16 protein-coding genes are annotated in these 21,253 nt (G+C 73.5%); 7 read left to right on the top strand and 9 right to left on the bottom strand.

Translation table 11 applies throughout. The features are described from left to right. The first annotated feature begins 90 nt into the window (after window positions 1-90). Both O4U47_RS15045 and O4U47_RS15040 read left to right on the top strand, forming a co-directional pair. Window positions 91-1,113, top strand: coding sequence for a TAXI family TRAP transporter solute-binding subunit (locus O4U47_RS15045; protein ID WP_270678478.1), 1,023 nt, complete (start codon window positions 91-93; stop codon window positions 1,111-1,113). A gap of 112 nt (window positions 1,114-1,225) precedes the next feature. Then, complete coding sequence (locus O4U47_RS15040) at window positions 1,226-3,226, top strand: TRAP transporter permease (protein WP_270678477.1); 2,001 nt, start codon at window positions 1,226-1,228, stop codon at window positions 3,224-3,226. Here the strand turns inward: O4U47_RS15040 and O4U47_RS15035 are convergent. From O4U47_RS15035 to O4U47_RS15020, 4 genes are all read right to left on the bottom strand, one after another. Then, entirely contained in the window at window positions 3,216-3,578 is a 363-nt protein-coding gene (locus O4U47_RS15035) for a fluoride efflux transporter FluC (RefSeq protein ID WP_270678476.1), read from the bottom strand. The two genes, O4U47_RS15040 and O4U47_RS15035, sit on opposite strands and share 11 nt — an antisense overlap. Beyond that, window positions 3,575-4,075: a fluoride efflux transporter CrcB gene (gene crcB / locus O4U47_RS15030; RefSeq protein ID WP_270678475.1), complete on the bottom strand. Its 501-nt coding sequence runs from the start codon at window positions 4,073-4,075 to the stop codon at window positions 3,575-3,577. Before crcB ends, O4U47_RS15035 begins: the two co-directional genes overlap by 4 nt. Before the next feature lie 154 nt (window positions 4,076-4,229). Further along, on the bottom strand, window positions 4,230-5,000 hold the full coding sequence (locus O4U47_RS15025) for an alpha/beta fold hydrolase (protein ID WP_270678474.1): 771 nt from the start codon (window positions 4,998-5,000) through the stop codon (window positions 4,230-4,232). Window positions 5,001-5,292: 292 nt separating this feature from the next. After that, the gene (locus O4U47_RS15020) at window positions 5,293-7,557 is read right to left on the bottom strand and encodes a penicillin-binding protein (RefSeq protein ID WP_270678473.1); all 2,265 of its coding nucleotides are present in this window, start codon (window positions 7,555-7,557) and stop codon (window positions 5,293-5,295) included. A gap of 248 nt (window positions 7,558-7,805) precedes the next feature. Between O4U47_RS15020 and O4U47_RS15015 the strand changes: the two genes are divergently transcribed. Further along, window positions 7,806-8,375 carry a DinB family protein gene (locus O4U47_RS15015; RefSeq protein WP_270678472.1) on the top strand — a complete coding sequence of 190 codons (570 nt, stop codon included), beginning with the start codon at window positions 7,806-7,808 and terminating at the stop codon, window positions 8,373-8,375. A gap of 429 nt (window positions 8,376-8,804) precedes the next feature. Beyond that, window positions 8,805-8,978 carry a DUF397 domain-containing protein gene (locus tag O4U47_RS15010; protein WP_270678471.1) on the top strand — a complete coding sequence of 58 codons (174 nt, stop codon included), beginning with the start codon at window positions 8,805-8,807 and terminating at the stop codon, window positions 8,976-8,978. On the opposite strand, the gene fxsT is transcribed toward O4U47_RS15010, so the two are convergent. The 5 genes from fxsT to O4U47_RS14985 form a co-directional block, all read right to left on the bottom strand. Continuing rightward, complete coding sequence (gene fxsT, locus O4U47_RS15005) at window positions 8,979-13,382, bottom strand: FxSxx-COOH system tetratricopeptide repeat protein (protein ID WP_270678470.1); 4,404 nt, start codon at window positions 13,380-13,382, stop codon at window positions 8,979-8,981. Then, window positions 13,379-14,476 carry an AAA family ATPase gene (locus O4U47_RS15000; protein ID WP_270678469.1) on the bottom strand — a complete coding sequence of 366 codons (1,098 nt, stop codon included), beginning with the start codon at window positions 14,474-14,476 and terminating at the stop codon, window positions 13,379-13,381. Before O4U47_RS15000 ends, fxsT begins: the two co-directional genes overlap by 4 nt. Window positions 14,477-14,487: 11 nt before the next feature. Then, the gene (locus O4U47_RS14995) at window positions 14,488-16,422 is read right to left on the bottom strand and encodes a VMAP-C domain-containing protein (RefSeq protein WP_270678468.1); all 1,935 of its coding nucleotides are present in this window, start codon (window positions 16,420-16,422) and stop codon (window positions 14,488-14,490) included. Between the two features lie 109 nt (window positions 16,423-16,531). Then, entirely contained in the window at window positions 16,532-17,458 is a 927-nt protein-coding gene (locus O4U47_RS14990; RefSeq protein ID WP_270678467.1) for an arylamine N-acetyltransferase family protein, read from the bottom strand. 69 nt (window positions 17,459-17,527) lie between these two features. Then, on the bottom strand, window positions 17,528-18,907 hold the full coding sequence (locus tag O4U47_RS14985) for an MFS transporter (RefSeq protein WP_270678466.1): 1,380 nt from the start codon (window positions 18,905-18,907) through the stop codon (window positions 17,528-17,530). A gap of 258 nt (window positions 18,908-19,165) precedes the next feature. On the opposite strand from O4U47_RS14985, the gene O4U47_RS14980 reads away from it, so the two are divergent. Genes O4U47_RS14980 through O4U47_RS14970 form a run of 3 tightly spaced genes read left to right on the top strand, consistent with a single transcriptional unit; the run spans window position 19,166 to window position 21,250 of the window. Then, entirely contained in the window at window positions 19,166-20,134 is a 969-nt protein-coding gene (locus O4U47_RS14980) for an ABC transporter ATP-binding protein (protein ID WP_270678465.1), read from the top strand. Next, window positions 20,131-20,982: an ABC transporter permease gene (locus O4U47_RS14975; RefSeq protein ID WP_270678464.1), complete on the top strand. Its 852-nt coding sequence runs from the start codon at window positions 20,131-20,133 to the stop codon at window positions 20,980-20,982. Before O4U47_RS14980 ends, O4U47_RS14975 begins: the two co-directional genes overlap by 4 nt. A 7-nt stretch (window positions 20,983-20,989) precedes the next feature. After that, window positions 20,990-21,250 (top strand): helix-turn-helix transcriptional regulator, encoded by a 261-nt coding sequence (locus O4U47_RS14970; RefSeq protein WP_270678463.1) that lies wholly within the window; start codon window positions 20,990-20,992, stop codon window positions 21,248-21,250. The last annotated feature ends 3 nt before the right edge of the window (window positions 21,251-21,253 follow it).

Genomic DNA, 21,253 nt, shown 5'->3' with positions numbered 1-21,253 from the left:
GACCCACCGGGAGACGTGACACGACCCGACGGAGACCGAGGCTCCCGGAGCGCCCGCGCCCGCCCCGCCTTCGAGAGGACCCCCCACACGATGCGCAACCCCCTTGCACTGGCCGCGATCCCCGCGAGCGCCCTCCTGCTCGCCTCCTGTGCCCAGCCCGCCCAGCAGGGCGGCGGGGACGGCGGAGGAGGCGACTTCAGTGACATCACCATCGGCACCGGCAGCACCTCCGGCGTGTACTACCCGCTCGGCGGCGCCCTGGCCGAGGTGATCTCCTCCGAGGTCGAGGGCACCACCGCCTCGGCCACCTCCACCGAGGCCTCGGTGGCGAACATGAAGCAGATCGGCAGCGAACAGCTGCAGATGGGCATCGCCCAGTCCGACGCCACCTCTCAGGCGGTGAACGGCGAGCGGGACTTCGAGAACACCGCGGTCGACGCCAAGGTGCTGACCGCGCTCTACCCGAACGTGTACCACGCGGTCTCGCTCGAATCCATCAACGAGGAGCAGGACTTCGAGTGCTTCTCCGACGTGGACGGGGAGCGCTACTCCGCCGGTCCGGCCGGCAGCGGCAACGCGCTGGCCAACGAGCTCATCTTCAACGCCCTGGAGCTCGGCTTCACCAGCACCGACGTGCAGCACCTCGACTACGCCGACACCTCCACCGCGCTGCGCGACGGCACCATCGACGCCGGATCGTGGGTGGTCGGCGAGGGGCACAACACGCTGCTGGAGCTGGAGGCCACCGACCCCATCCACCTGATCCCGTTCTGCGACGACGAGCGCGAGCTGATCACCGACAGCTACCCCTACTACAGCGACCACGTCATCAGCGGCGGGACCTACTCCACCGTCGAGGACGACGTGAACACCATCGCGCTGTGGAACCTGCTGGTGGTCCCCTCGGACTTCCCCGAGGACAAGGCCTACGACGTGCTCGACGCGCTGTACAACAACACCGACCAGCTCACCTCGGTCTACGCCGCCGGCGAGGACTACTTCGTCCCCGAGACCATGGCCGAGTCCTCGGTGACCATGCACCCCGGCGCGGTCAAGTGGGCCGAGGACAACGGCGTGGAACTGCCCGAAGAGGTCCTGCCCGAGGAGTCCTGAGGGACGCCCGCGCGCCCGGACCCGAGGGAACCCGGCCGGGAGGCGCGGTCGACCGCCCCAGAGCGCACCGCGCCTCCCCTTCCCCCCGACCGCAGAAGAGCGAGACAGCCCGATGAACGACCGCCGCACCGCGACCGAGGAGGCCCCCGAGAGCGGGGCCGACCGCCTTCCCAGCACCGAGGACGAGGAGGAGGGCTCCGGCCCGCTGTGGCGGCGCATGGCGGCCGAGCGCTGGGGCGAGGACCGGGCCGGGCGCGTCGTGGGCGCCGCGGCGCTCGTCATCGCGGTCGCCTTCGGCCTCTTCCAGGGCTACACCGCGCTCTTCATCGGCATGGACATCTACGTCCAGCGCGTGATCCACCTGATGTTCGTGCTGGTGCTGGTGTTCCTGCTGAAGCCCGCCGCCCGGTTCCGCTGGGCGCGCAGCACCCCGATGGCCGCAGTCGACCTGCTGCTGGTGGCCACCGCCGTGGCGGTCACCGTCTACCCGGTCGTCAACCGCGAGGCGCTCGTCCTGCGCGCGGGCGGCGTCCCCACCGGGGCCGACGTGCTGGTGTCGGTCGTCGCCCTGGTGCTGCTGCTGGAGGCCTGCCGCCGCGCCATCGGCCCGTTCATGGCGTTCCTGGGCCTGGCCTTCCTCTTCTACTCCTGGATCGGGCCGCTGATCCCCGGCCCGTTCTCGCACGGCGGGCAGCTGTACCAGCGGATCGCCACCTACAGCTACCTGTCCGACGACGGCGTCTTCGGCGTCCCCCTCGGCGTCGCGGCCACGTTCGTCTTCGCCTTCATCTTCTTCGGGGCGCTGCTGCAGAAGACCGGCGGCGGCGACTTCTTCATCGGCCTGGCCTACGCCCTCACCGGCCGGTTCGCGGGCGGCCCCGCCAAGGGCGCGGTCGTCGGCAGCGCCATGATGGGCTCGATCACCGGCAGCGCGATCGCCAACACGGTCACCACCGGCGCCTTCACCATCCCGATGATGAAGCGGGTCGGCTACAAGAAGCACGAGGCCGCCGGGGTGGAGGCGGCGGCCTCCACCGGCGGGCAGCTCCTGCCCCCGGTGATGGGCGCCGGGGCGTTCGTGATGGCCGAGATGATGGGCGTGCCCTACGCCGACATCGTGAAGGTCGCCATCATCCCCGCGCTGATGTACTTCGCGGTGGTCTTCCTCTTCGTGGACATCCTGGCGCGCAAGAACGGGATCGGCGGGATGCCGTCCTCGCAGCTCCCCCGGCTGCGCACCACCCTGGCCGCCGGGTGGCACTTCATGGCGCCGCTGCTGCTCCTGGTCACCCTGCTGCTGGCCTACGTCCCGCCGCTGCGCGCGGGCGTGTACGCCATCGGGGCGCTGTTCCTGGTGGCGATGCTGCGCAGCGCCAGCCGCCTGACGCTCTCGGGGATGGCCGAGGTGTTCGCCCTGACCGCCCGCAACGTGCTTCCGGTGTCGGTGGCCACCGGTGTCGCCGGGATCATCGTGGGCGTGGTGGGCCAGACCGCGCTGGGCCTGAAGCTGTCCGGGATGATCATCGACGCGGCCGCGGGCAGCCTGCTGCTCACCCTGGTGCTGGTGGCGCTGGCCTCCCTGGTGCTGGGGCTGGGCCTGCCGGTGACCGCCGCCTACATCGTGCTGATCGTGCTGGCCGGTCCGGCGCTGGAGACGCTGGGCCTGCCGCTGATCGTGGCGCACATGATCGTCTACTGGCTCAGCCAGGACTCCAACGTCACCCCGCCGGTGGCGCTGGCGGCCTTCTCGGCCTCGGGCATCGCCGGGGCCTCGCCGACCCGCACCGGCCTGGCGGCGTGGAAGTTCGCCAAGGGGCTGTACCTGATCCCGATCCTGATGGCCTACTCGTCGATCATGCTGAACGGCACCCTGGGGGAGATCGTCTTCTCCGTGGTCAGCGGCATGGTGGGGCTGGCGGCGGCCGCGGTGGCGCTGGAGGGCTTCCTCTTGCGGCCCACCACCGTGGTGGAGCGGCTGCTGCTGGTGGCCGCGGCCGTGCTGGTGTTCATGCCCGGCACCGTCACCGACCTGGTCGGCATGGCGATGACCGCGGTGCTGGTGGGCCTGCAGTTCTGGGGCCGCCGCCCGTCCCCGGCGGCGGTCAGCCCGTGATCGAGCGGGCGACGGCGGCGCCGATGAGGGCCGCTCCCAGCCCGGCCGCGATCGACGCCGCCGCGTTGGCGAAGGCGAGGAAGCGGGCGCCGCCGCGGAGCAGCCGGTAGGTCTCGTAGCCGAACGTGGAGTAGGTGGACAGGGCGCCGAGCAGGCCGGTCCCGGCGAACGCGGCCACCGCCGGGGGCAGGGCCAGGGCGGCGGTGAAGCCGAGCAGCAGGCAGGCCGTGGCGTTGGCGGCGTGGGTGCCCCACGGGAACACCGAGTCGTGGCGGGCCTGCACGAACCGGTCGGCCAGGTAGCGCAGCGGGGCGCCCACGGCGGCGCCCAGGGCGACCATCAGCCAGGTCATCGCGTCTCCTTCCGCACGACCGCCTCGGCCGCCGCGACGCCGACCGCCACGGCGGCCAGCGCGCCGAACAGGGTGCCGCCCAGGTAGAGCAGGGCCCAGCCGGGGCTCCCGGCCTCCAGCAGGTGCTGCACGTCGACCACGTGGGTACTGAAGGTGGTGTAGCCGCCGAGCACGCCGGTGCCCAGGAAGGGCCGCATCAGCCGGGGGCCGGGGCGGGCCTCGAGCACGGCCATGAGGACGCCGATCAGCAGCGCCCCGGAGACGTTGACCAGCAGGGTGGACAGCGGGAGCTCGCCGGGGGCGTGCGGCAGCAGCACGTCGGCGGCGTGCCGGGCGGTGGCGCCGATCGCGCCGCCCGCGGCGATCGCGCCGATGACCGCCCAGGGGCGGCGGGCCAGCTCCCGCACCTGGGACGGGGACCGCAGGTCGACATCGGGGTCGACGGGCGGGGCCGCGTCCGCGGCGGTCGCCCCGGTGCGCCCGGGTTCGGTGGACATGGGCGTCTCCCATCAGCAGTCGCGGTACGCCCCGGCCACGGGGCCGTCGCTGACAGGGACCGTTGGCGGCGGATCACCGCGGTTCCCCCGCGCACCGCGCGGAGCGGCGGGCCCCACCGCCACCCGGCGATGGTACCGGCCTCCGGGAACGCGGTCAGTCCGCCACGTGGGCCAGCAGCAGCTCGTTCACCCGGTCGGGGCGTTCGACCCCCGCCAGGTGGGCGGCGCCGCGGACCTGCTCGAAGCGGGCGCCGGGGATTCCGGCGGCCAGGCGGCGGCCGTGCCCCGGCGGCAGCATCGCGTCGTGCTCCCCGGACACCACCAGGGCGGGCGCGCGGATGCGGGAGATGTCGGGGAACTGGTCGGCCTGGGCGGCCGCCTCCCAGCAGGCGGCGAACCCGGACGGGTCCACCCCGGCCAGCTCCTCGCCCATGCGGCGCACCACGTCCGGGCGCTCCTCGGCGAAGCCGGGGGTGAACCAGGACAGCGTGGCCTCGGCGCGGACCGCCGCCATGCCCTCGGTGCGCGCCCGCGCCGCCGTGCGCAGCCAGTCGCCCGCGCGCGGCAGCCGGGCCGCCCCGGCCACATAGGCGAGCCGGTGGACCCGCTTCGCGCGGTGGACCGCGAGCCAGGTGGCGACGGCGGAACCGCCCATCCCCGCGCCGACCACCCGCACCGGGCCCGGGTCCAGCCGGTCCAACAGGGCGGCCACGTCCGCGCCCAGGTCGTCGACGGCGGCGCCGCCGGGCGGTACGGGGCTGGCGCCGTGGCCCCGGTGGTTGACGCGCAGCACCCGCAGGGACCGGGTGAGCTCGGGCATCTGCGGCTCCCACACGGTCCATTTGGCGCCGAAAGGGGGAACGAGCAGGACGACGGGGCCCTCCGGGGGGCCATCGAATCGGTACTGCAGGGGGACAACGGCCATGCGACCCCTCCTCGGGGCCGATCCTCGCGGCGTCTCGTCCGGCCGGGACAGGGCCGCCCGTCGGGCGGACATCGGCTCCGCAGACATCTCTTCCGATCGGATTCCATTACCATCCGAACCGGGGGAGATCACGCTACCACGCCGTCGAACGCGCATTCGCGAAATCACCGAACCCCGTGCCGGCCTCGGAGATCCGCACACCTCACCGGGCCCAGCCCGCGTTGATCTCGGGAAAAGCGACCTTATTAAAGCGATTTAAAGGTCGCTTTTCCCGAGATCAACGGGAGCCGCCTCACCCCCGGGCGCGGAACACGTTCACCACCGCGCCCTCCGGGAGCGGGGTCCCGGCCGACGGGTTGGTCGATGCGACGGCCCCCTCCTCCTCGTCCGAGGGGACGCGCACACCGCCCTCGCGGACCCGGTACCCGGCGTCCTCCAGCGCCTCCTCCGCCTCCGTGAAGGTGCGGCCCCGCACGTCGGGCACGGCCGAGTCCGGCCGGGAGGACGGGCCCACCCCGAACCCGGGGCGCAGCGCCGACGGGCGGGGGTCGGGGAAGGCCCGCTCCTTCGTCCCCTCCAGGGCGCCGCGCAGGCCGTCCCGCCAGATCGGCCCCGGGAGCGTGGCTCCGTAGACCACGGAGTGGTACCGGCCCCCGATGGACACCCCCCGCAGCGGATGGCGGGCGCCGCCGCGCGGATCCCCCACTGCGACGGCCGACGCCAGGTCGGGGGTGTGCCCCGCGAACCAGGCGGCGGCCGACCCGTCGGTGGTCCCCGTCTTGCCCGCCGCCGGGCGCCCGGGGCTCAGCCCCTGCGCCGTCCCGCCGCTGGTCAGCGGGGCGCGGAGGACGTCGTTGACGGCGTCGGCGGTCGACCGCTCCAGCACGCGCTCGCACGTCGGCCCGACCTCGCGCCGCTCCCCGCCGGGAGGAGTGATCACGGCGACCGGGCGGGGCGCACAGCGGACCCCGCGCGCGGCGAGGGTGGCGTAGGACCCCGCGACGTCCAGCGGGGCGACCTCCTGGTCCCCCAGGGTGAAGGAGTTCCACTGGCCGAACGGCGCGCCGTCCGCGCGCTTGGCGCCCAGGCGCTCGGCCATGCGGACGGTGTCGCACAGCCCGACCCTCTTCTGCAGCTGGGCGAAGTAGGTGTTGGAGGAGTGCTTGGTGCCCTCCACCATGTCCTGCCGCCCCGCGTCGCTGTCCCCCGCGTTGCGGACGCTCCACGGAGCGAGCCGCTTCCCCGAACAAGTGCGCTGCCCCTTGACGGTGAGGGTGTCGGGCGCCTTGAAGGAGGTGCCCACGCCCATGCGCTCCTCCAGGGCGGCGGCCACGGTGTAGGCCTTGAACACCGAGCCCGCCTGGAAGCCGGTCCCTCCGCCGTGCCCGGCGTCGACGGCGAAGTTGATGGAGGTCTGCTCCGGGTCCTGCCCGTCGAAGCCGAACTCGCGGTTCTGCGCCATGGCCACGACGTCCCCCGTACCGGGTTCGACCATGGCCTGCACCGCGACCTTCCCGGCGTCGGCACCGCGGGGGACGTGGCGGTCCACCGCGCGCTGGGCCGCGCGCTGGGCACCGGGGTCCAGGGTGGTGCGGATCGTCAGCCCGGCGCGGCGCACCCAGCGGGCGCGCTCCTCGGCGTCCTCCCCGAACCGGGGGTCGTTCTCGATCCAAGAGAGCACGTAGGTGCAGAAGTAGGGGTGGTCGCTGTCGTAGCACCCGCCCCCGAGAGGCGTCATGTCCAACCCGAGGGGGGAGTCGGCGGCGCGCCGCGCGTCCTCCTCGGTCAGCACGCCGACATCGGCCATCCCGGACAGCACGGTGGCCCGCCGGTCCAGGGCCTTTTCGGGGTGCTCCACCGGGTCGTACACCGACGGGCCCTTGACCAGCCCGGCGAGGGTGGCCGCCTGCGCCGCCGACAGGTCGGCGGCGTCGACGCCGAAATAGCGCTGCGCGGCCGCCTGCACACCGTAGGCGCCGTTGCCGAAATAGGAGATGTTGAGGTAGCCCTCCAGGATGCGGTCCTTGGGCAGGGCCGCCTCCACCCCCAGGGCGTACCGCAGCTCCCGGATCTTGCGCGCCAGGGTCGTCTCAGTGGCGCGGGCGGCCTCCTCCGGGGTTTCGGCCGCCTCCACCAGCACGTTCTTGACGTACTGCTGGGTGATGGTGGAGCCGCCCTGGGTGCGGCCCTCCAGGGTGGCCAGCGCCGCGCGGAACACCGCGCGGAGGTCGAGGCCGGAGTGCTCGTAGAAGCGGCGGTCCTCGACGGCGAGCACGGCGGCCCGCATCACCGGGGCGACCTCGTCCAGCCGGACCGCCTCGCGGCGGCGGTCGTGCACCGTGGCGAACTCCCGGCCGTCGGCGTCGAGCAGCACCGACTGCTGGACCATCGCGGAGGGGTCGAACGCGTCGGGCATCCGCAGCGCGGACCGTGCCGCGTCCCGCGCCGCGACCGCCCCGCCGCCGACCGTCACCAGCACCATCGCCGCGATGAGCAGTCCGGCGACCGCCGACAGCCGGACCAGGTGGACGACCGACCCCGCAGCCGATGCCTTCACGCCCTGCGCACCCCCATGCGTCCGACCCCACGCGTCCGGGACCCATTCAGCGAATCTAGGCAGGAAGAGGCCATCGGCCGGTCAAAACCGGGCCGCGTGCCGGTCATGGTGCGGGGCGGCGTGCGATCGCGGACCGGGGCTGACCGCGATCGCCTCTAGCGTCGGAGACGTCACCGCGGAAGCCCCGGACCGGCGGCCCCGCGGGACGGCCCGGACGCACACTGTGAACACTGTGAAAGGCGGCCCCCATGCCGGAGAACACCACCTCCCCCGCGGCCGAGAGCGCGGCGAAGACCGAGCGCGACGAGGTCCTGGAGATCCTGCGCGAGCAGCGCCGCTTCCTCCGCCTGACCGTCCGGGACCTGGGCGATGAGGAGGCCTCCCGCCGCACGACGAGCAGCGAGCTGACCCTCGCGGGGCTGGTCAAACACGTCGCCCGCACCGAGCAGGGGTGGATCGCCATCATGAACGGGCGGACGGAGGACGACCCCGACCGCGAGGCCTCCTGGGGCGACGACTTCCGCCTGGTGGGGGACGAGACGCTGGAGGGGGCCCTCGCCTTCTACGCCGGGGTGGAGGCGGAGACGGAGAAGGCGGTGGCCGCGCTGCCGTCCCTCGACCACCTCGCCGAGCTGCCCGAAGCCCCGTGGTTCCCTGAGGGCGCGTCGTGGTCGGCGCGGCGGATCCTGCTGCACCTGATCCGGGAGACCGCCCAGCACTGCGGCCACGCCGACATCATCCGCGAGTCCCTGGACGGGGCCACCACGACCGCGGTGATGGGCGAGGCCGTCGAGTGGGGCGACCAGCTGAAGGCCTGAGGCCAGGGCTCGGGCCGGGTCCGGCCACACGGATTCCGGACCCAGCAGTGGTCCCAGCCCCGCCGTGCCCCACCGGGCACGGCGGGGCATTTCTCTGGCCTGTTCATCCCGACCGACTGAAGCGCGTGCGCCTCAGACCGCCCATCTCGCCGAAGACCGACCACGGCTTCACAGCGCCCCCATGCCCGGCCGCTCGGGGGTATCCACTTTCGCAAAGGGTATGAATCCCGCCGAACGCGTGCGCGTTCTCTGACCGGAACACCGAGACGCCGGAAACGCCGAAACCGGCCCACCGGCCCGGACGCCGCCCCACCGGTGAAGGGATTCCCCCGCTCCATGCCCTCTCAGGAGACCACGCACGGAAGACAGGCGGGCACGGAGCCCGTATCTCCTTCCCCTCCCCGGCACCCGTCGCGGATGGGGACGGGAATGTGGCACACGTCGTCCTACACGGGCGGAGGGAGTAATACATGCGTCGAGGTCCGATTCGTCCGTGACCGGCGTATACAGGTCCGCGACTCGGTCCACCGGGAGCTGGCCGAGCTCTCCTTCCACCAGCGGACCTGGATTCGGCTCATCGCCGCCCTCCGCAGCGGCGCGTGATCACAGGGCCGGTGTGTAGATGTCCCGCTCTTCGCGCTCGCCCCGGGCCAGGCCCTGAGTGAGCGGGTGCTGCTCGCCGTGGACCTCGGCGTAGAGGGCTCGCAGGCCTTCGAGCCGTACGGCGGGGTCCGCCCCTTCCCGTCCGGCCTCCCCGCACAGAAGGTTCCGCTCGGCGGCGAGGGTGACGGGGTGCCGCTCTCCGAGCGTGCGGCGGGCGAGCTCCAGGGTCGAACGGTCCCGCTCGACCGCGCCCGACAGGTCGCCCTGTGCGGCCATGGAGTTGGCCAGCCCGATGGCGGCGGCGGGAACGTAGGAATGCTCTTCGCCCAGCGCCTCGTACAGCCCCTGGTACGCCGCCTCGGCGAGGCGCCGGGCCTCATCCAGGCGGCCGACGCTCCGGCACACCATCGCCCAGTTGGCCTGGAGCGCCCGAGTGTCGGGATGCCGCTCGCCGAAGAGCTCGGTCTGGGTTTCGAGCAGCCCCTTCCCGGCTTCGAGGGCCTCCTCGAACCTTCCGGCCGCCCGCAGCGCCATCATGTACGCGCCGGCCGACTTCTCCAGCACGCTCCGACGGTGCCCGCCTTCACGCGTGACGTAGTGCAGGTGGACCGCGCGGGCCTCCTCAACGGCCTCCTCCGCCCGTCCGGCCCGGTACAAAGCGACGGAGTACACCCCGCGCGGGCCGTAGGCCAGAGTGGAGTCGGGTCCGAAGACACGGGAGATGATCTCCACCTGCCGCCGGAGCCAGGCCTCCCCCTCGCTGTAGCGCCCCAGGGTGAACAGGTCGACCCCGATCGCGACACCGCTGTTGTTGGTGAGGGGGGTCTCCAGCCCCAGGACCTCTTGGAAGTTCTCATACGTGGCGCGATCCATCTCCAGCGCCTCATCGATGCGCCCGAGGTGCCTCAGAGCGACACCGTGCAGGTGGGCCAAGCGCAACGCGATGGGATCGTCGGGACCGAGCAGCCGCTGTCCGCCCTCCCACGCCTCTTTCGACAGCTCGTACGACCCGAAGAAGTCCCCTTCGATCCGCTTGCCGTAACTCAACAGGCCGGTGAAGTGGAGCGTGTCCTCATTCTGGAGTCCGCGCTCTTCCAAGAGGCGCGTTCGCAGGTCTTCATTGAGTTCCTGCGCCTCCTGGAAGACCCCCAGTCTCCGCTTCGCCTCCATCAGGACGTCGGCCGCACCCAAGACCTGGGCATCCGTCGTGGGCCCGCCCCACAGGTCAAGGGCCCTCTGAGCCACGTTGACGGCGCCCTGCAGGTCGCCCCAGAGGTTGAGGAAGGACGCGACGTTCACGGTCAGGTTGCGCACCCAGGGCTCTGAGCTGTCGTGCACCTCGGCCGCACGGATGTGAGGGAGCATCTCCGCGTAGGTCGGCCACTCCGACGGGTTCTCCGGCGCTTCGGGGTCGACAGCGGCAAGGATCAGATGGGCCTGGTGGCGCGCCTCAGCGCGCTCCTCCTCCGTCATCCGGTACCGGAGGCTCTGCTGCACCAACCGGTGCATCTGCAGGCTCCCGTCGCGGTGGTCCAGCCGCGCCAGTGAGAGCTGGCCGATGTCCCGGAGCGCGGCGTTCAGCGCCACCGGGCTGTTGAGCGTGCTGCGCACCTCCGGCGGGAGCTCGGCCCCCCGCGCCGACTTGAAATAGCGCTTGGGAACAGGGACCGGAGCCAAATGGGAGCAGATGCGGAGCAGTCTGGAGGCCGCCGGGTTCTTGTCCTCCAAGCGGCTCAGCGACAGGTTCCACGCCGCCGTCACGGGCCGCCCGTACTCGGTCAGGCCCGGGATGTCGAGGAGGGACTCGCTCTCGGCCTCGAACGCCTCAAGGTAGTCGTCCGTGTCCATCCCGGTCTGCAGCAGCCACACGGCCGCCTGCTCGACCGCGAGGGGCAGGTGGCCCAAGACCTCGGCGACCCGGTCGGCCTCCTCCCCGGAGAGGTCGGGGCGCCGCAGGAGGATGAGCTCACGGCTCTCCTCCCGCTCGAAGACGTCGACCTCCATCGCACGCGTGGTGCGCTCCCAGTCCCGGTTGCGGGAGGTGATCAGCACCCGCCCGGGGCCGCCGGACGGCAGGAAGTCCTGCACCATCTGGGGCGAATCGGCGTTGTCGTAGACCAGCAGCCAGTCGCGGTAGGGGGCGCCGCGCCTGAGGGCCTCCAGGACCGCCGGGACGGCCTGGTCAGGCGAGGCCCCCACGGGGAGCTCCAGTGTCCGGGCGAGATCGCTCAGGGAGCGCATCATCTCCCCGGTACTCGACGCGGGCACCCACCACACCAGGTCGTACTCGTCCTGGTGCCGGTAGAGGTATTCGACGGCGAGCTGGGTCTTGCCCACGCCGCCCATGCCCCAGACCGCCTCAGGGAGAAGGCTCGTGGTGCCCTCCTCCAGGCGCCGGTGCAGCTGCTCCAGCTCCTCCGCCCGCCCGATGAAGGTCCGGTTCTTCTGCGGGATCTCGGGCGACCACACCGGCGGCGGGTCGGAAGGCCGGTGCCGGGTCACCGCCTGGGGAGAGACAGAGCGCGCTGCTGCCAACGGATCCACTCCAGTGTCGTTGTGGGGGGTCGAATCGTCAGGGAGCTCCACCGGGGCGTCCGGCAGCACGGCGTCGGCATCGGGCTCGTCCGCCGCGACCACGACGTCGGCGTCCAAGAGCGCCTGGGCACGAACGGGCGGGGAGTCGGACCGCATCGGAACGGGAACCTCACTGTCGAGCGCGCTTCTGAGGTGGGCGGCCATGCGCAGATAGACCCCCGAGGCGGAGCGTAGCGAATCGAGGACGATCTTCGCCGCGGGAACCGCGGACCCCGGAACGGACTGCAGAAGGGATCCGCGTGCCGACGGTGCCTCGAGGGCCGCCTCGAACGACACCGACCAGGGGAGTTCGCCGCGGACCGCCAGTGCCCAGGCCCGCAGCGCCCGGAGCGTGTCCGAACGCCGACCGAGGGACAGGAGCACCTCTCGCGCCTTCTGCGCGATCTCCAACGCCGGGCGGCCGTCCGCTCCTCTTTCCTCCCAGCGGAGCAGTCCCGAGGCCATCACCTCGGCGACGTGCATCCGGTCGGCTTCGGGGACCACCGCCCGGCGGACGGCCTGGACCACCGGGAGGCTCAGCGGCACCGCGGCAAGCGCCCGTACCAGCCGGAACGCCGCCTCTGATGCCTCGGCCCGAAAACGGCCCACCGCCTGCTCGGCCGACTCCTCGAAGTCCGCGGCCCCGGCCGGTCCTCCCCCGGCGTCCGGGCCGGCGGCGTACGGCGAGACGGGGAGCACCCGGGTATGGAACCCGCCCGGGACACGGGCGCCCGACGCGAAAAGGGCGAAGTCCTCCAGGCCGTCGGGGAAGGAGAGCACGGGTACCGGTGTCGCCCCCGGATGCGGCGGCGGCACGAACGGGGGCCTCTCTCCGGGGTCGGTCAGCCGCGCGGTCAGGCGCGTGTTGGGCACCGCGTCTCCGCGGACGCCTCCCCGGGGGCGGCTCAGCCGCGCGCGGCGCGTGTCGAGCCAGGTCCTCCGCCACTGCCCGCGGGGATGAACGTTCAGCAAGGCCACCAGGTGACGCGACGACCACCGGGCGAGCCGCCGCTGGAACCGCCCGGACCTCCACTCGGAGGAGAGGCCGTCGGTGGCCACGAGCAGAACCGCCCCCGGGTCGCTGGCGGCGATCACGTGGTCCGCGGCGTTCCACTCCGCCGCCTCGGCCGCCTCGGCCGCCGATGGGCGCTCCGGACCATCCCCGCGGGGCCTGAGACGCAGGTGCCGCACGTCGGCGAAGATCCCCCGCCCGCTCAGCAGCCGGTCGAACTGGTCGAGCACCGGCGCGTGGAACCGCATCGTCAGCGAGTCCTCGCGCACCGACAGCAGTCGGAAGCGGCGGACGCGCTCGGGACGTGTCCGGGGGATCCAGCGGCCCGTGGCCGCCGCCGTGCGCGCCGTCGTCTCCTCGTCCAGGGCCCATGTGCTCGCGGAGTCCGTGCATGCGTCGAGCGGGCGCAGCGTCCGCTCGACCAGGCGCTGGTCGAGGCGGTCGCGGACGAGGGTGGGGGCGGCCTGCCCCGACTGCTCGGAGAGGCGGAAGGAGGGGCCCACAGGCGAGGCGGGACCGTCCAGGGGGTCGACGGACACGTCCACGGGCGCCTTGGGCACGGACGGTCCGGGATCATGCCGCGGTGGAGGCTCAGGGGCGGGGAGGGCCGGGGTGTCGACGGCTGCCGGAGGGGCGACGGCGGCCGGGGGCTCGGGGGACTGCGGTCCAAGCGGTGCCTCCCCCTCACCGCCGTCGGGGGCGCGCGCCCGGTGCTCCGGTTCCGCGGCTTCGGCCGCCCGGGCGGCGAGCCACAGCGCGTCGGCCCATTGCGAGGACGTCGGGACGCGGTTCGTGTGTGCGGCATCGTCGCCGCTCATGTCCAATGCTCCTCGCCTTCGAACTCGTTGAGGCGGCGCCACAGGAAGTCGAGCATCTCGTCCCCGGAGGCGGCCTCCGCGGCCGCCGGGGAGCTGATGGCGATGTGCACGGAGTTGAGGAGCTGGTCGATGGTGAGTCCTCCGCCCTCCTCCCGCCGCCGCAGGAACCGGGAGAGCAGTTCCCGCGCGGCCTCCTGCCGTTCCTGGGCGCCCTCGCCCTCGAACCGGCGGCGGAAGTGCGCCTCGACCATCGCGGCCAGCCGCTCGGCATCCGGGTCGCCCACGTCCAAGTGGAGGCAGCGGCGTTTGAAGGCTTCGGGAAAGGCGCGCTCCCCGTTGCTCGTCATGATGATGAGCGGGAACTCCCGGCACCGGACCCGCCCCCCGGCGACCGCCGCCCACCGGCCGGGGTCGTCGGTGCGGACCCGCACCTCCTCCCCGCCCGACGAGCGGGCCAGCTCGGGGACGGTGAACTCCCCCTCCTCGATCACGTCCAGCAGGTCGTTGGCCAGGTCCAGGTCGCCCTTGTCGATCTCGTCGACGAGGAGCACCCGGGGCAGGGCCTGCGGCAGCAGGGCGGTCCCCAGCGGGCCGAGCCGGAGGTACTCCCCGATGCCGGGGCGCGGGCCGGGCTCCCGTCCCGGACCGCCCTCCCCGGCGGCGATGTCGTGCACACGCCCGATGGGGTCGTACTCGTAGAGCCCGTGCCGCAGGGAGCTCCGGCTGGAGATCGGCCATCTGAGCACGCGGCCGAGCCCCAGCTCCCGGCCCACCCGGTAGGCCAGCGTCGACTTCCCCGCACCCGGTGGGCCCGTCACGATGAGGGGGCGGCGCAGGTAGAGCGCGGCGTTGACGGCGTTCAGCTCGCTCCGGCCGGTCGGCGGCGGGGCGCCCTCCGGGGCCCCCAGGCGCCGTGCGTAGCCGTCCTCGTCCCCGGGGGGCGGCTCCAGGACGGGACCGCCCCGAAAGTCGCGCCAGGGAGGCGGCGGCGGGAGCTCGGCATCCAGCGGCTCGGTGCGCGGCAGCCCCCGGCCCTGATAGATCCACCAGCGCCCGCCTGCCAGGTCGGCCCCGGCGGAGATCGCATCGTCCATCCGGAGTCTCCCTAGCGTTCCGTGCGCACGCAGGCGGCGGGGGCGATCGATGGTAGGGGGCGGTGGGGATCCTCATGGAAGAGCACGATCCGCCTGTGCGGCCCGTCTCCGCTTCCATCGTCGGCCCTGCGGCCGGTCCTCCGCAAGTGCCGTACGGCCTCCCGCACGAGCCGCGCGCCCGAAGCGCCCTCCGCTTCGATCGCCGCCTTGGCCTCCATGGCCGCTTCGAACTCGCGCCGGAACTCGTCGTCGAGGGGCCCACGCCGGTCCCAAAGCAGGTACGGGTAGCCCGAGATCAGGGCGCTACCCATCGCCGCTGCCCCGAGGTCGGTACCGATTCCCGGGCCGAGCACGACGAGCGTCGATTCGTTGTCCTGTTCGAGAGCGATATAGACCCGCGTCGCCGAGTCGGGCCCCGCCTCGGACGACGCGGGCACCCAGTGCACCCGGGGGCGGAGCGGATCCTGCAGGCGCGCCCACCGCGACCTCCACCGGACCTTCGATGTCCGGGGCCGGGTCACGCCCCGGACGACCACGTCGTGGCGGATGCCGAGAGGGACCGTGGGGCCGTGGGTCCAGGGCGCGTCCGCGCCGTGGACCGGATACGGCCACCTCTCGACCTCCAGGTCGAGGAACTCGACCGGCAGGGCGATCTCGACCAGGGGGTCGGTCTCCTGCTCCTCCAGCCAGCCGGTCTCGGCCTCGACGATCGCCCGGACGGCGCGCTCGGCCAGCCCTCCCATGGGGACCACCGCGTCCACGACCCGTTCGGGCAGCCATTCCTCGGGGCCGCTGCGCCACGCGCTCAGGCGGCGCCGTGCGTCGTCGGGACGGTCGCCTTCACGCTCGATCCGCAGCAGTACGTGGCCGTGGCCCTCGCCCGGCTCGGTGAGGCGCGCCCGCCGTTCGGCCAGAGCCGCCCGGACCCGGCTCGCCCCCTGCCGCTCAAGGAGCTCAAGGCGCTCGGCCTGGTCGCCGACCCAGGCGCGCAGCGCGCGGAGCGGCCGGACCCCGGACCCGGTGTCCGCGCGCCCCGCCTCGGCCTCGGCCAGGACGAGGTCGGCGAAGAAGAGGTACGGCGGCACACCGCTCAGCGGCGCGTTCCGGTCGAGGAGCGCCTCGAATGCCTCGACCGTGTCGCGGGGTTCGCGGCCCCGGAGGAGCGTGTCACCCGACGGCGCCGCCATCCGCACCAGTGTGCCCAGCCGGTGCGGCCTGATCTGGGAGAGGAGGCGATGGGCCTGCCGAGACGCCTCCGGTGGCAGGTCGCCGTCGGGGTCCGGCGCCGGCTCAGCGGTGTCCAGGGTCTCCAGGCAGTCGGCGAGGTCGGGCAGCGCGTCGATGACCGCGTCCACGGGGAGCATGAAGGCGACACCGCCCCCCGCTTCCCCCGCCTCCCACGAACTGACGAGAAGTCCCACGACCGCGTTGGTCAGGTCGTCCCGCACGCCGCTTCCGCTGCATCCGGGCATGATGCCGGGGGACGACGGCTGGCGCAGCATCTGGACGTGGCCGGGCCGGCCCCCGAACTCCCCGAGCCAGTGGTAGAACCAGATCGCGGCGTCACCGCCCGCCGGATACCCGCAGGTGGACAGCTGTCGCCTGTCGAACGGGCCGATGCGCTGCAGCCGTGCGCTCTGCATCCACGAGGGGGCCGGCGTCTCCAGGGTGAGCAGCGCGAAGTCGGCCCGGTCCTGTCGGACGGTCCGGACGTCGCCGACCTCGGAGCACCAGTGGGTATCGAATCCGGGGCTGTCCACCGCGACCGTCGCGCCGCCGCGGACCGCCTCGACCACATGGGCGCAGGTGAGGGCCCTGTTCCCGGGCAGGAGGACGCCCGTCCCGATCGCATCGGCCTGCCCCGTGCCCCGGTCCCGGGTCAGGATGCGCAGCGCCCACGGGTGCGCCGACACGACCACCTCCCTCGGACCGGCGAGTCCGTCCATCCAAGAGGAGTCCGTCGGGGCGCTCAAGGCCCAGAACCCGGGACCGGACGTCCGCACCTCCGTCACCAGGAGGTTCCCGGACGGCCGATCCCGGCCAGGCCCGGTCGGCTCAGTCGACCTCCTGCCCCTCCGGTGCCCGGGCGGTGAAGCGGACCAGGGCCTCCTCGTCCTCGGGCGGCAGGTGCAGGCCGAAGACCCCCCGCAGGACGCCGGGCACGTCCTCAGGGGCGAGGGTGCGCACTTCGGGGGCGCGGTCGGGGCGGTGGGTCTCCAGGCGGCGGTCGGTCAGCACGGCCCGCTCGGAGGCGCCGTTGCGCTGTACCGAGACCATCCGGGTGAACGGGGACCGCGGGTGGTGCGCCGCGATGTAGGAGAAGTCGGCCATGTCCGGGCGGTAGTACGGCTCCAGCGTGAACAGGTGGACGTTGAACCAGCCGTCGTGCCGCAGCAGCCGCACCAGCCACCCGCGCGGCGTCCGGTCCAGGCGGTAGAGCCAGTCCCCCGCCCGCACCTGTGCCCCGTTCCGGAGCGGCAGCGGCGCGGGTGGGCCCCAGCCGCCGACCCCGGTGTCGACGATCCAGGCGCCCCCGCCCGGGACGTCGACGCGCAGCAGGGTGTGGCCGACCGGCCGGAGCGTGGCCGCGTCGGCCCCGAACAGCATCCGGGCGCTGAGCGCGGTCACCGTGAACCCGATGCGGTCCAGCACCGTGGCGAGCAGGCCGTTCAGCTCGTGGCAGTACCCGCCGCGGCGGCGCCGCACCAGCTTGTCCTGCAGGGCGCCGATCTCCAGGGAGACGTCGCCGCGCAGCAGCACGTCGAGGTTCTCGAAGGGGAGGCTCTCGGCCTGCGCGCGGACCAGCGCCCGCAGCGTGGCCAGGTCGGCGCGGACGGGGCCGGTGTGCCCGACGCGCTCCAGGTAGGCGTCCAGGTCGAGGCCGGCCGACTCCCAGCCGAACTCCGGGCCGGGCGGGGGCACCTCGGGCGGTGCCGGGACGTCCGCGTCTTCAGGGGCCTGGTGCCGGGTGATGGTTCCCATGGGTCCGCCTCCTCTGCGTGGGGCGGCCCGTCCGGTGGTCCGCCGGAGGGGCCGTGTGCGCCGATGCCCTCACGGTGCCCCCTCCCCCTTGCCGGGGCCTTGCCGCCGGCTGTCGGCGCCGTCCCCGGCACCGGCAAGTGGGCCGTCGCCGTCGAACCCGCGCATCCGGCGCATCGGGGAGAACACCAGGACCAGGGGGCTCACCGCCATCCCCGCCGCGAACACCGCGACCGCCTCGCGCACACCGGCCAGTTCGGCCACCGCCCCGCCGATCAGGGCGCTGACCGGGATCACGCCCCAGACGATGGTGCGGATCGTCGCGGTCATCCGCCCGAGCAGCTCCGGCGGGCACTCCCGCTGCCGGTAGGCGACCTGGCAGATGTTGTAGCAGACGGTCCCCGCGGCCAGCACCGCCGAGGCCAGCACGTACAGTCCGGCCCGCCAGTCCGGCGCGGCGAGCGGCAGCAGCAGCCCGAACGGCGTCGTCACCAGCGGGGACAGCCAGATCAGCCGGGCCTGGCCGACGGCGTCGGCCAGGCGCCCGGTCACCGCCGCGCCGCCCAGCGCGCCCAGGGTGGCCCCGGCCATCATCCAGCCGACCACCGCCGGGGGCAGGCCCACGGTGCGGGTCAGGAAGAGCACCTCGATGGCGAAGAGCGCGCTCATGAAGAGGTTGATCAGCGCGGTCTCCAGCACGATCAGCCGCAGCAGCCGGTGGCCGGCCAGGAAGGCCACGCCCTCGCGGATCTGCCCGGCCAGGCCCACCTGGCCCGCGGGGGCGGGGTCCGGCTCGCGCGTGCGGATCGCGCCCAGGAACAGCAGCGAGGTCAGCGCCGTCAGCGCGTTGGCCCCCAGGGTCCCGGCGGCGCCGAACACCTGCACCGCGGTCCCGGCGATGCCCGGCCCGGCGAAGCCGGAGGCCGACCGGACCGCCTCCAGCCGGGCGTTCCCCCGCACCAGCCGGTCCGGCCCGACCAGGCTGGGCAGGTAGGAGTGGTCGGCGACGTCCCCGAACAGCTGGGCGCAGCCCAGCAGCAGCGCGATCACGACCAGCACCGGGACGTCCAGCACGCCGAGCAGGTGGGCGGCGGGGACCGAGGCGAGCAGGAGGAGGCGCGCCGCGTCGACCGCCATCATCACGGTGCGGCGCCGCATCCGGTCCACCCAGGCCCCGGCGGGCAGGCCCAGCAGGAGGAACGCGGCCTGCTCGGCGGCGGCGAGCACGCCCACCTCCAGCGGCGTGGCGTCGAGCAGGACGACCGCGGTCAGCGGCAGCGCCACCATGGTGACCGCGCCGCCGACCTCGTTGCTGACGTGGGAGGACAGGAAGAGCCGGAAGTCGCGCCGGGTGCGCCGGGGGTCCTGCGGCGTGCCGGGGGCCGACGGATCGGCCTCCGCCGGGTCGGGCGCCTGCGGATTCGGTGGGGAGGGGGCGGAACCGTCGGACACAGGGGCGTCCCTTCACGTCGCTGTGCGGGGCGAACCGGTCGGGCGATTCTGTCACCGCGTCCGGACGCCGTGTGATCGAGCCCCTGTCCTCCGCTGATCCGGCCACCGGGACACCGGCCTCTGTGCGGATCGTGCGCACCGGCCGCGCCCGCCGGAGGAATCCGCGGCGATGTCCGCGACCGGACAGCACTCTTGCGAAGGAATGTAGTACATGTACTATCTATAAGAGCAGACCTTGGATGAAAGGCAGTGTCCCCCATGGCTCTCACCGACGACGGCGCCGCATCGGTGGCGGCGCCCCTCGCGAACGCGGGCCCCGCCGTCGAGGCGCGCGGGCTCCGCATGCGCTACGGCGACGACGACGTGCTCAAAGGCGTGGACCTGACCGCCGCACCGGGCGAGGTCATCGTGCTCCTCGGGCCGAACGGCGCCGGCAAGACGACGACCATCGAGATCCTGGAGGGCTTCCGCATGCGCTCGGCGGGCGAGGTGGCGGTGCTCGGCACCGACCCGGCCGTCGGCGGCGAGGCGTGGCGGGCCCGGCTCGGGATCGTCCTGCAGTCCTGGCGCGACCACGGCAACTGGCGGGTGCGCGAGATGCTGGCGCACTTCGCCGCGCACTACACGCCCTACGCCACCGCCGAGCGGCCCCGCCCCCGCGACGTCGACGCGCTCCTGGAGGCGGTCGGGCTGGCCGACCGCGCGCGGGCGAAGGTGTCCTCGCTGTCCGGCGGGCAGCGGCGGCGGCTGGACGTGGCCGTCGGCATCGTCGGCCGCCCCGAGCTGCTGTTCCTGGACGAGCCCACGGCCGGGTTCGACCCGCTGGCCCGGCGCGACTTCCACGACCTGGTGCACCGGCTCGCCGACGAGGAGGGCACCACGGTCCTGCTGACCACCCACGACCTGGACGAGGCCGAGAAGCTGGCCGACCGCATCCTCATCCTGGCCGACGGGCGGATCGTCGCCGAGGGCAGCGCGGACGAGCTGGCGCGCCGGGTCGGCACCGGCAGCGAGGTGCGCTGGACCCGGGACGGGCAGCGGTTCGTGCACGCGGCTCCCGACGGCACCGCGTTCGTGCGGGAGCTGCTGGAGCAGCACGGCGACGCGGTCACCGGCCTGGAGGTGCGGCGGGCCAGTCTGGAGGACGCCTACATGGAGATGGTGGCCCGGCACGAGTCGGGACGGACGGCCGAGGCCGCGGCGGCGCTGGAGGGGATCGGGCGATGAACAGGACGGCACACCTCCTTCGGCAGGGCTGGGCCTCGGGCGGGCTGGCGCTCATGGCCTCCCTGCGCAGCGTCCAGGAGATGCTCGGCACCGTGGCGTTCGTCGCGGCCTTCTGCGTCGGACTGTCGTTCATGCGCGGCAGAGCCGTCGAGGGGACCAGTGTCGACGCCGCCACGGCCGCCCTGCCGGGCGTTCTCGGCCTGTCCGTCGTATTCACCGGGGTCGTCGCGACCGCGATGGTGCTGGCCACCGAACGGGAGGACGGCACTCTGCTGCGCGCCAAGGCGCTGCCCGACGGGATCACGGTCTACCTGATCGGCAAGATCGTCTACGCGGCGGCGCTGGTCCTGACCACCGTGGCCCTTCTGGTGCTCCCCGGGCTGTTCCTCTTCGACGGGCTCGCCGCGGGGCTGGCGAGGGGGTGGCCGCTGCTGCTCGGCGTGCTCCTGCTCGGCATGGTCGCCACGATCCCGTTCGGGGCCGTCCTGGGCTCCCTGTTCAACAACCCCCGCCTGGTCAACGCCGTCGGCGCCGTCCCGATCTTCGCTCTCACCGGGATCTCCGGCATCTTCTTCCCGATCACGGCGCTGCCGGAATGGCTGCAGTGGATCGCCCAGGCGTTCCCCGTCTATTGGGTCGGGCTGGGCCTGCGGTCGGCGGTCCTGCCCGACAGTATGCTCAGCGCGGAGATCGGCGAGTCCTGGCGGCACCTGGAGACGATGGGCGCGCTGGGCGCGTGGGCGGTGCTCGGGCTGGCGCTGGCGCCGTGGCTGCTGCGGAGGACGGCCCGCAGGGTCTCCGGGGCGAACGTGGAGGAGGCTCGGCAGAAGGCGATGCAGCGTGTCTAGTGGTGCAGTGTCCAACCGGTCGAAGGCCGGGGCGCAGGCGGAGCCGATCTACAACCGCATCGCCGTGCTGCGCGCGGAGCGGGGGATCTCGCGCCGGGCGCTGGCCGAGGCCCTCGGTGTGCACTACCAGACGGTCGGCTACCTGGAGCGGGGCGAGTACAGCCCCAGCCTGCACCTGGCCCTGCGGATCGCGCGGTACTTCGAGGTTCCGGTGGAGGTCGTCTTCTCCACCGAGCCGTTCCCGAGGATCGGCAGCGCGGAGGGCTGAGGC

Origin of the sequence: Nocardiopsis suaedae (assembly GCF_027706745.1) — a bacterium.
GTDB classification, from domain to species: Bacteria; Actinomycetota; Actinomycetes; order Streptosporangiales; family Streptosporangiaceae; genus Nocardiopsis_A; species Nocardiopsis_A suaedae.
The sequence above is the reverse complement of the archived record's forward strand: the minus strand, read 5'-3'. Positions and strand labels throughout refer to the sequence as shown.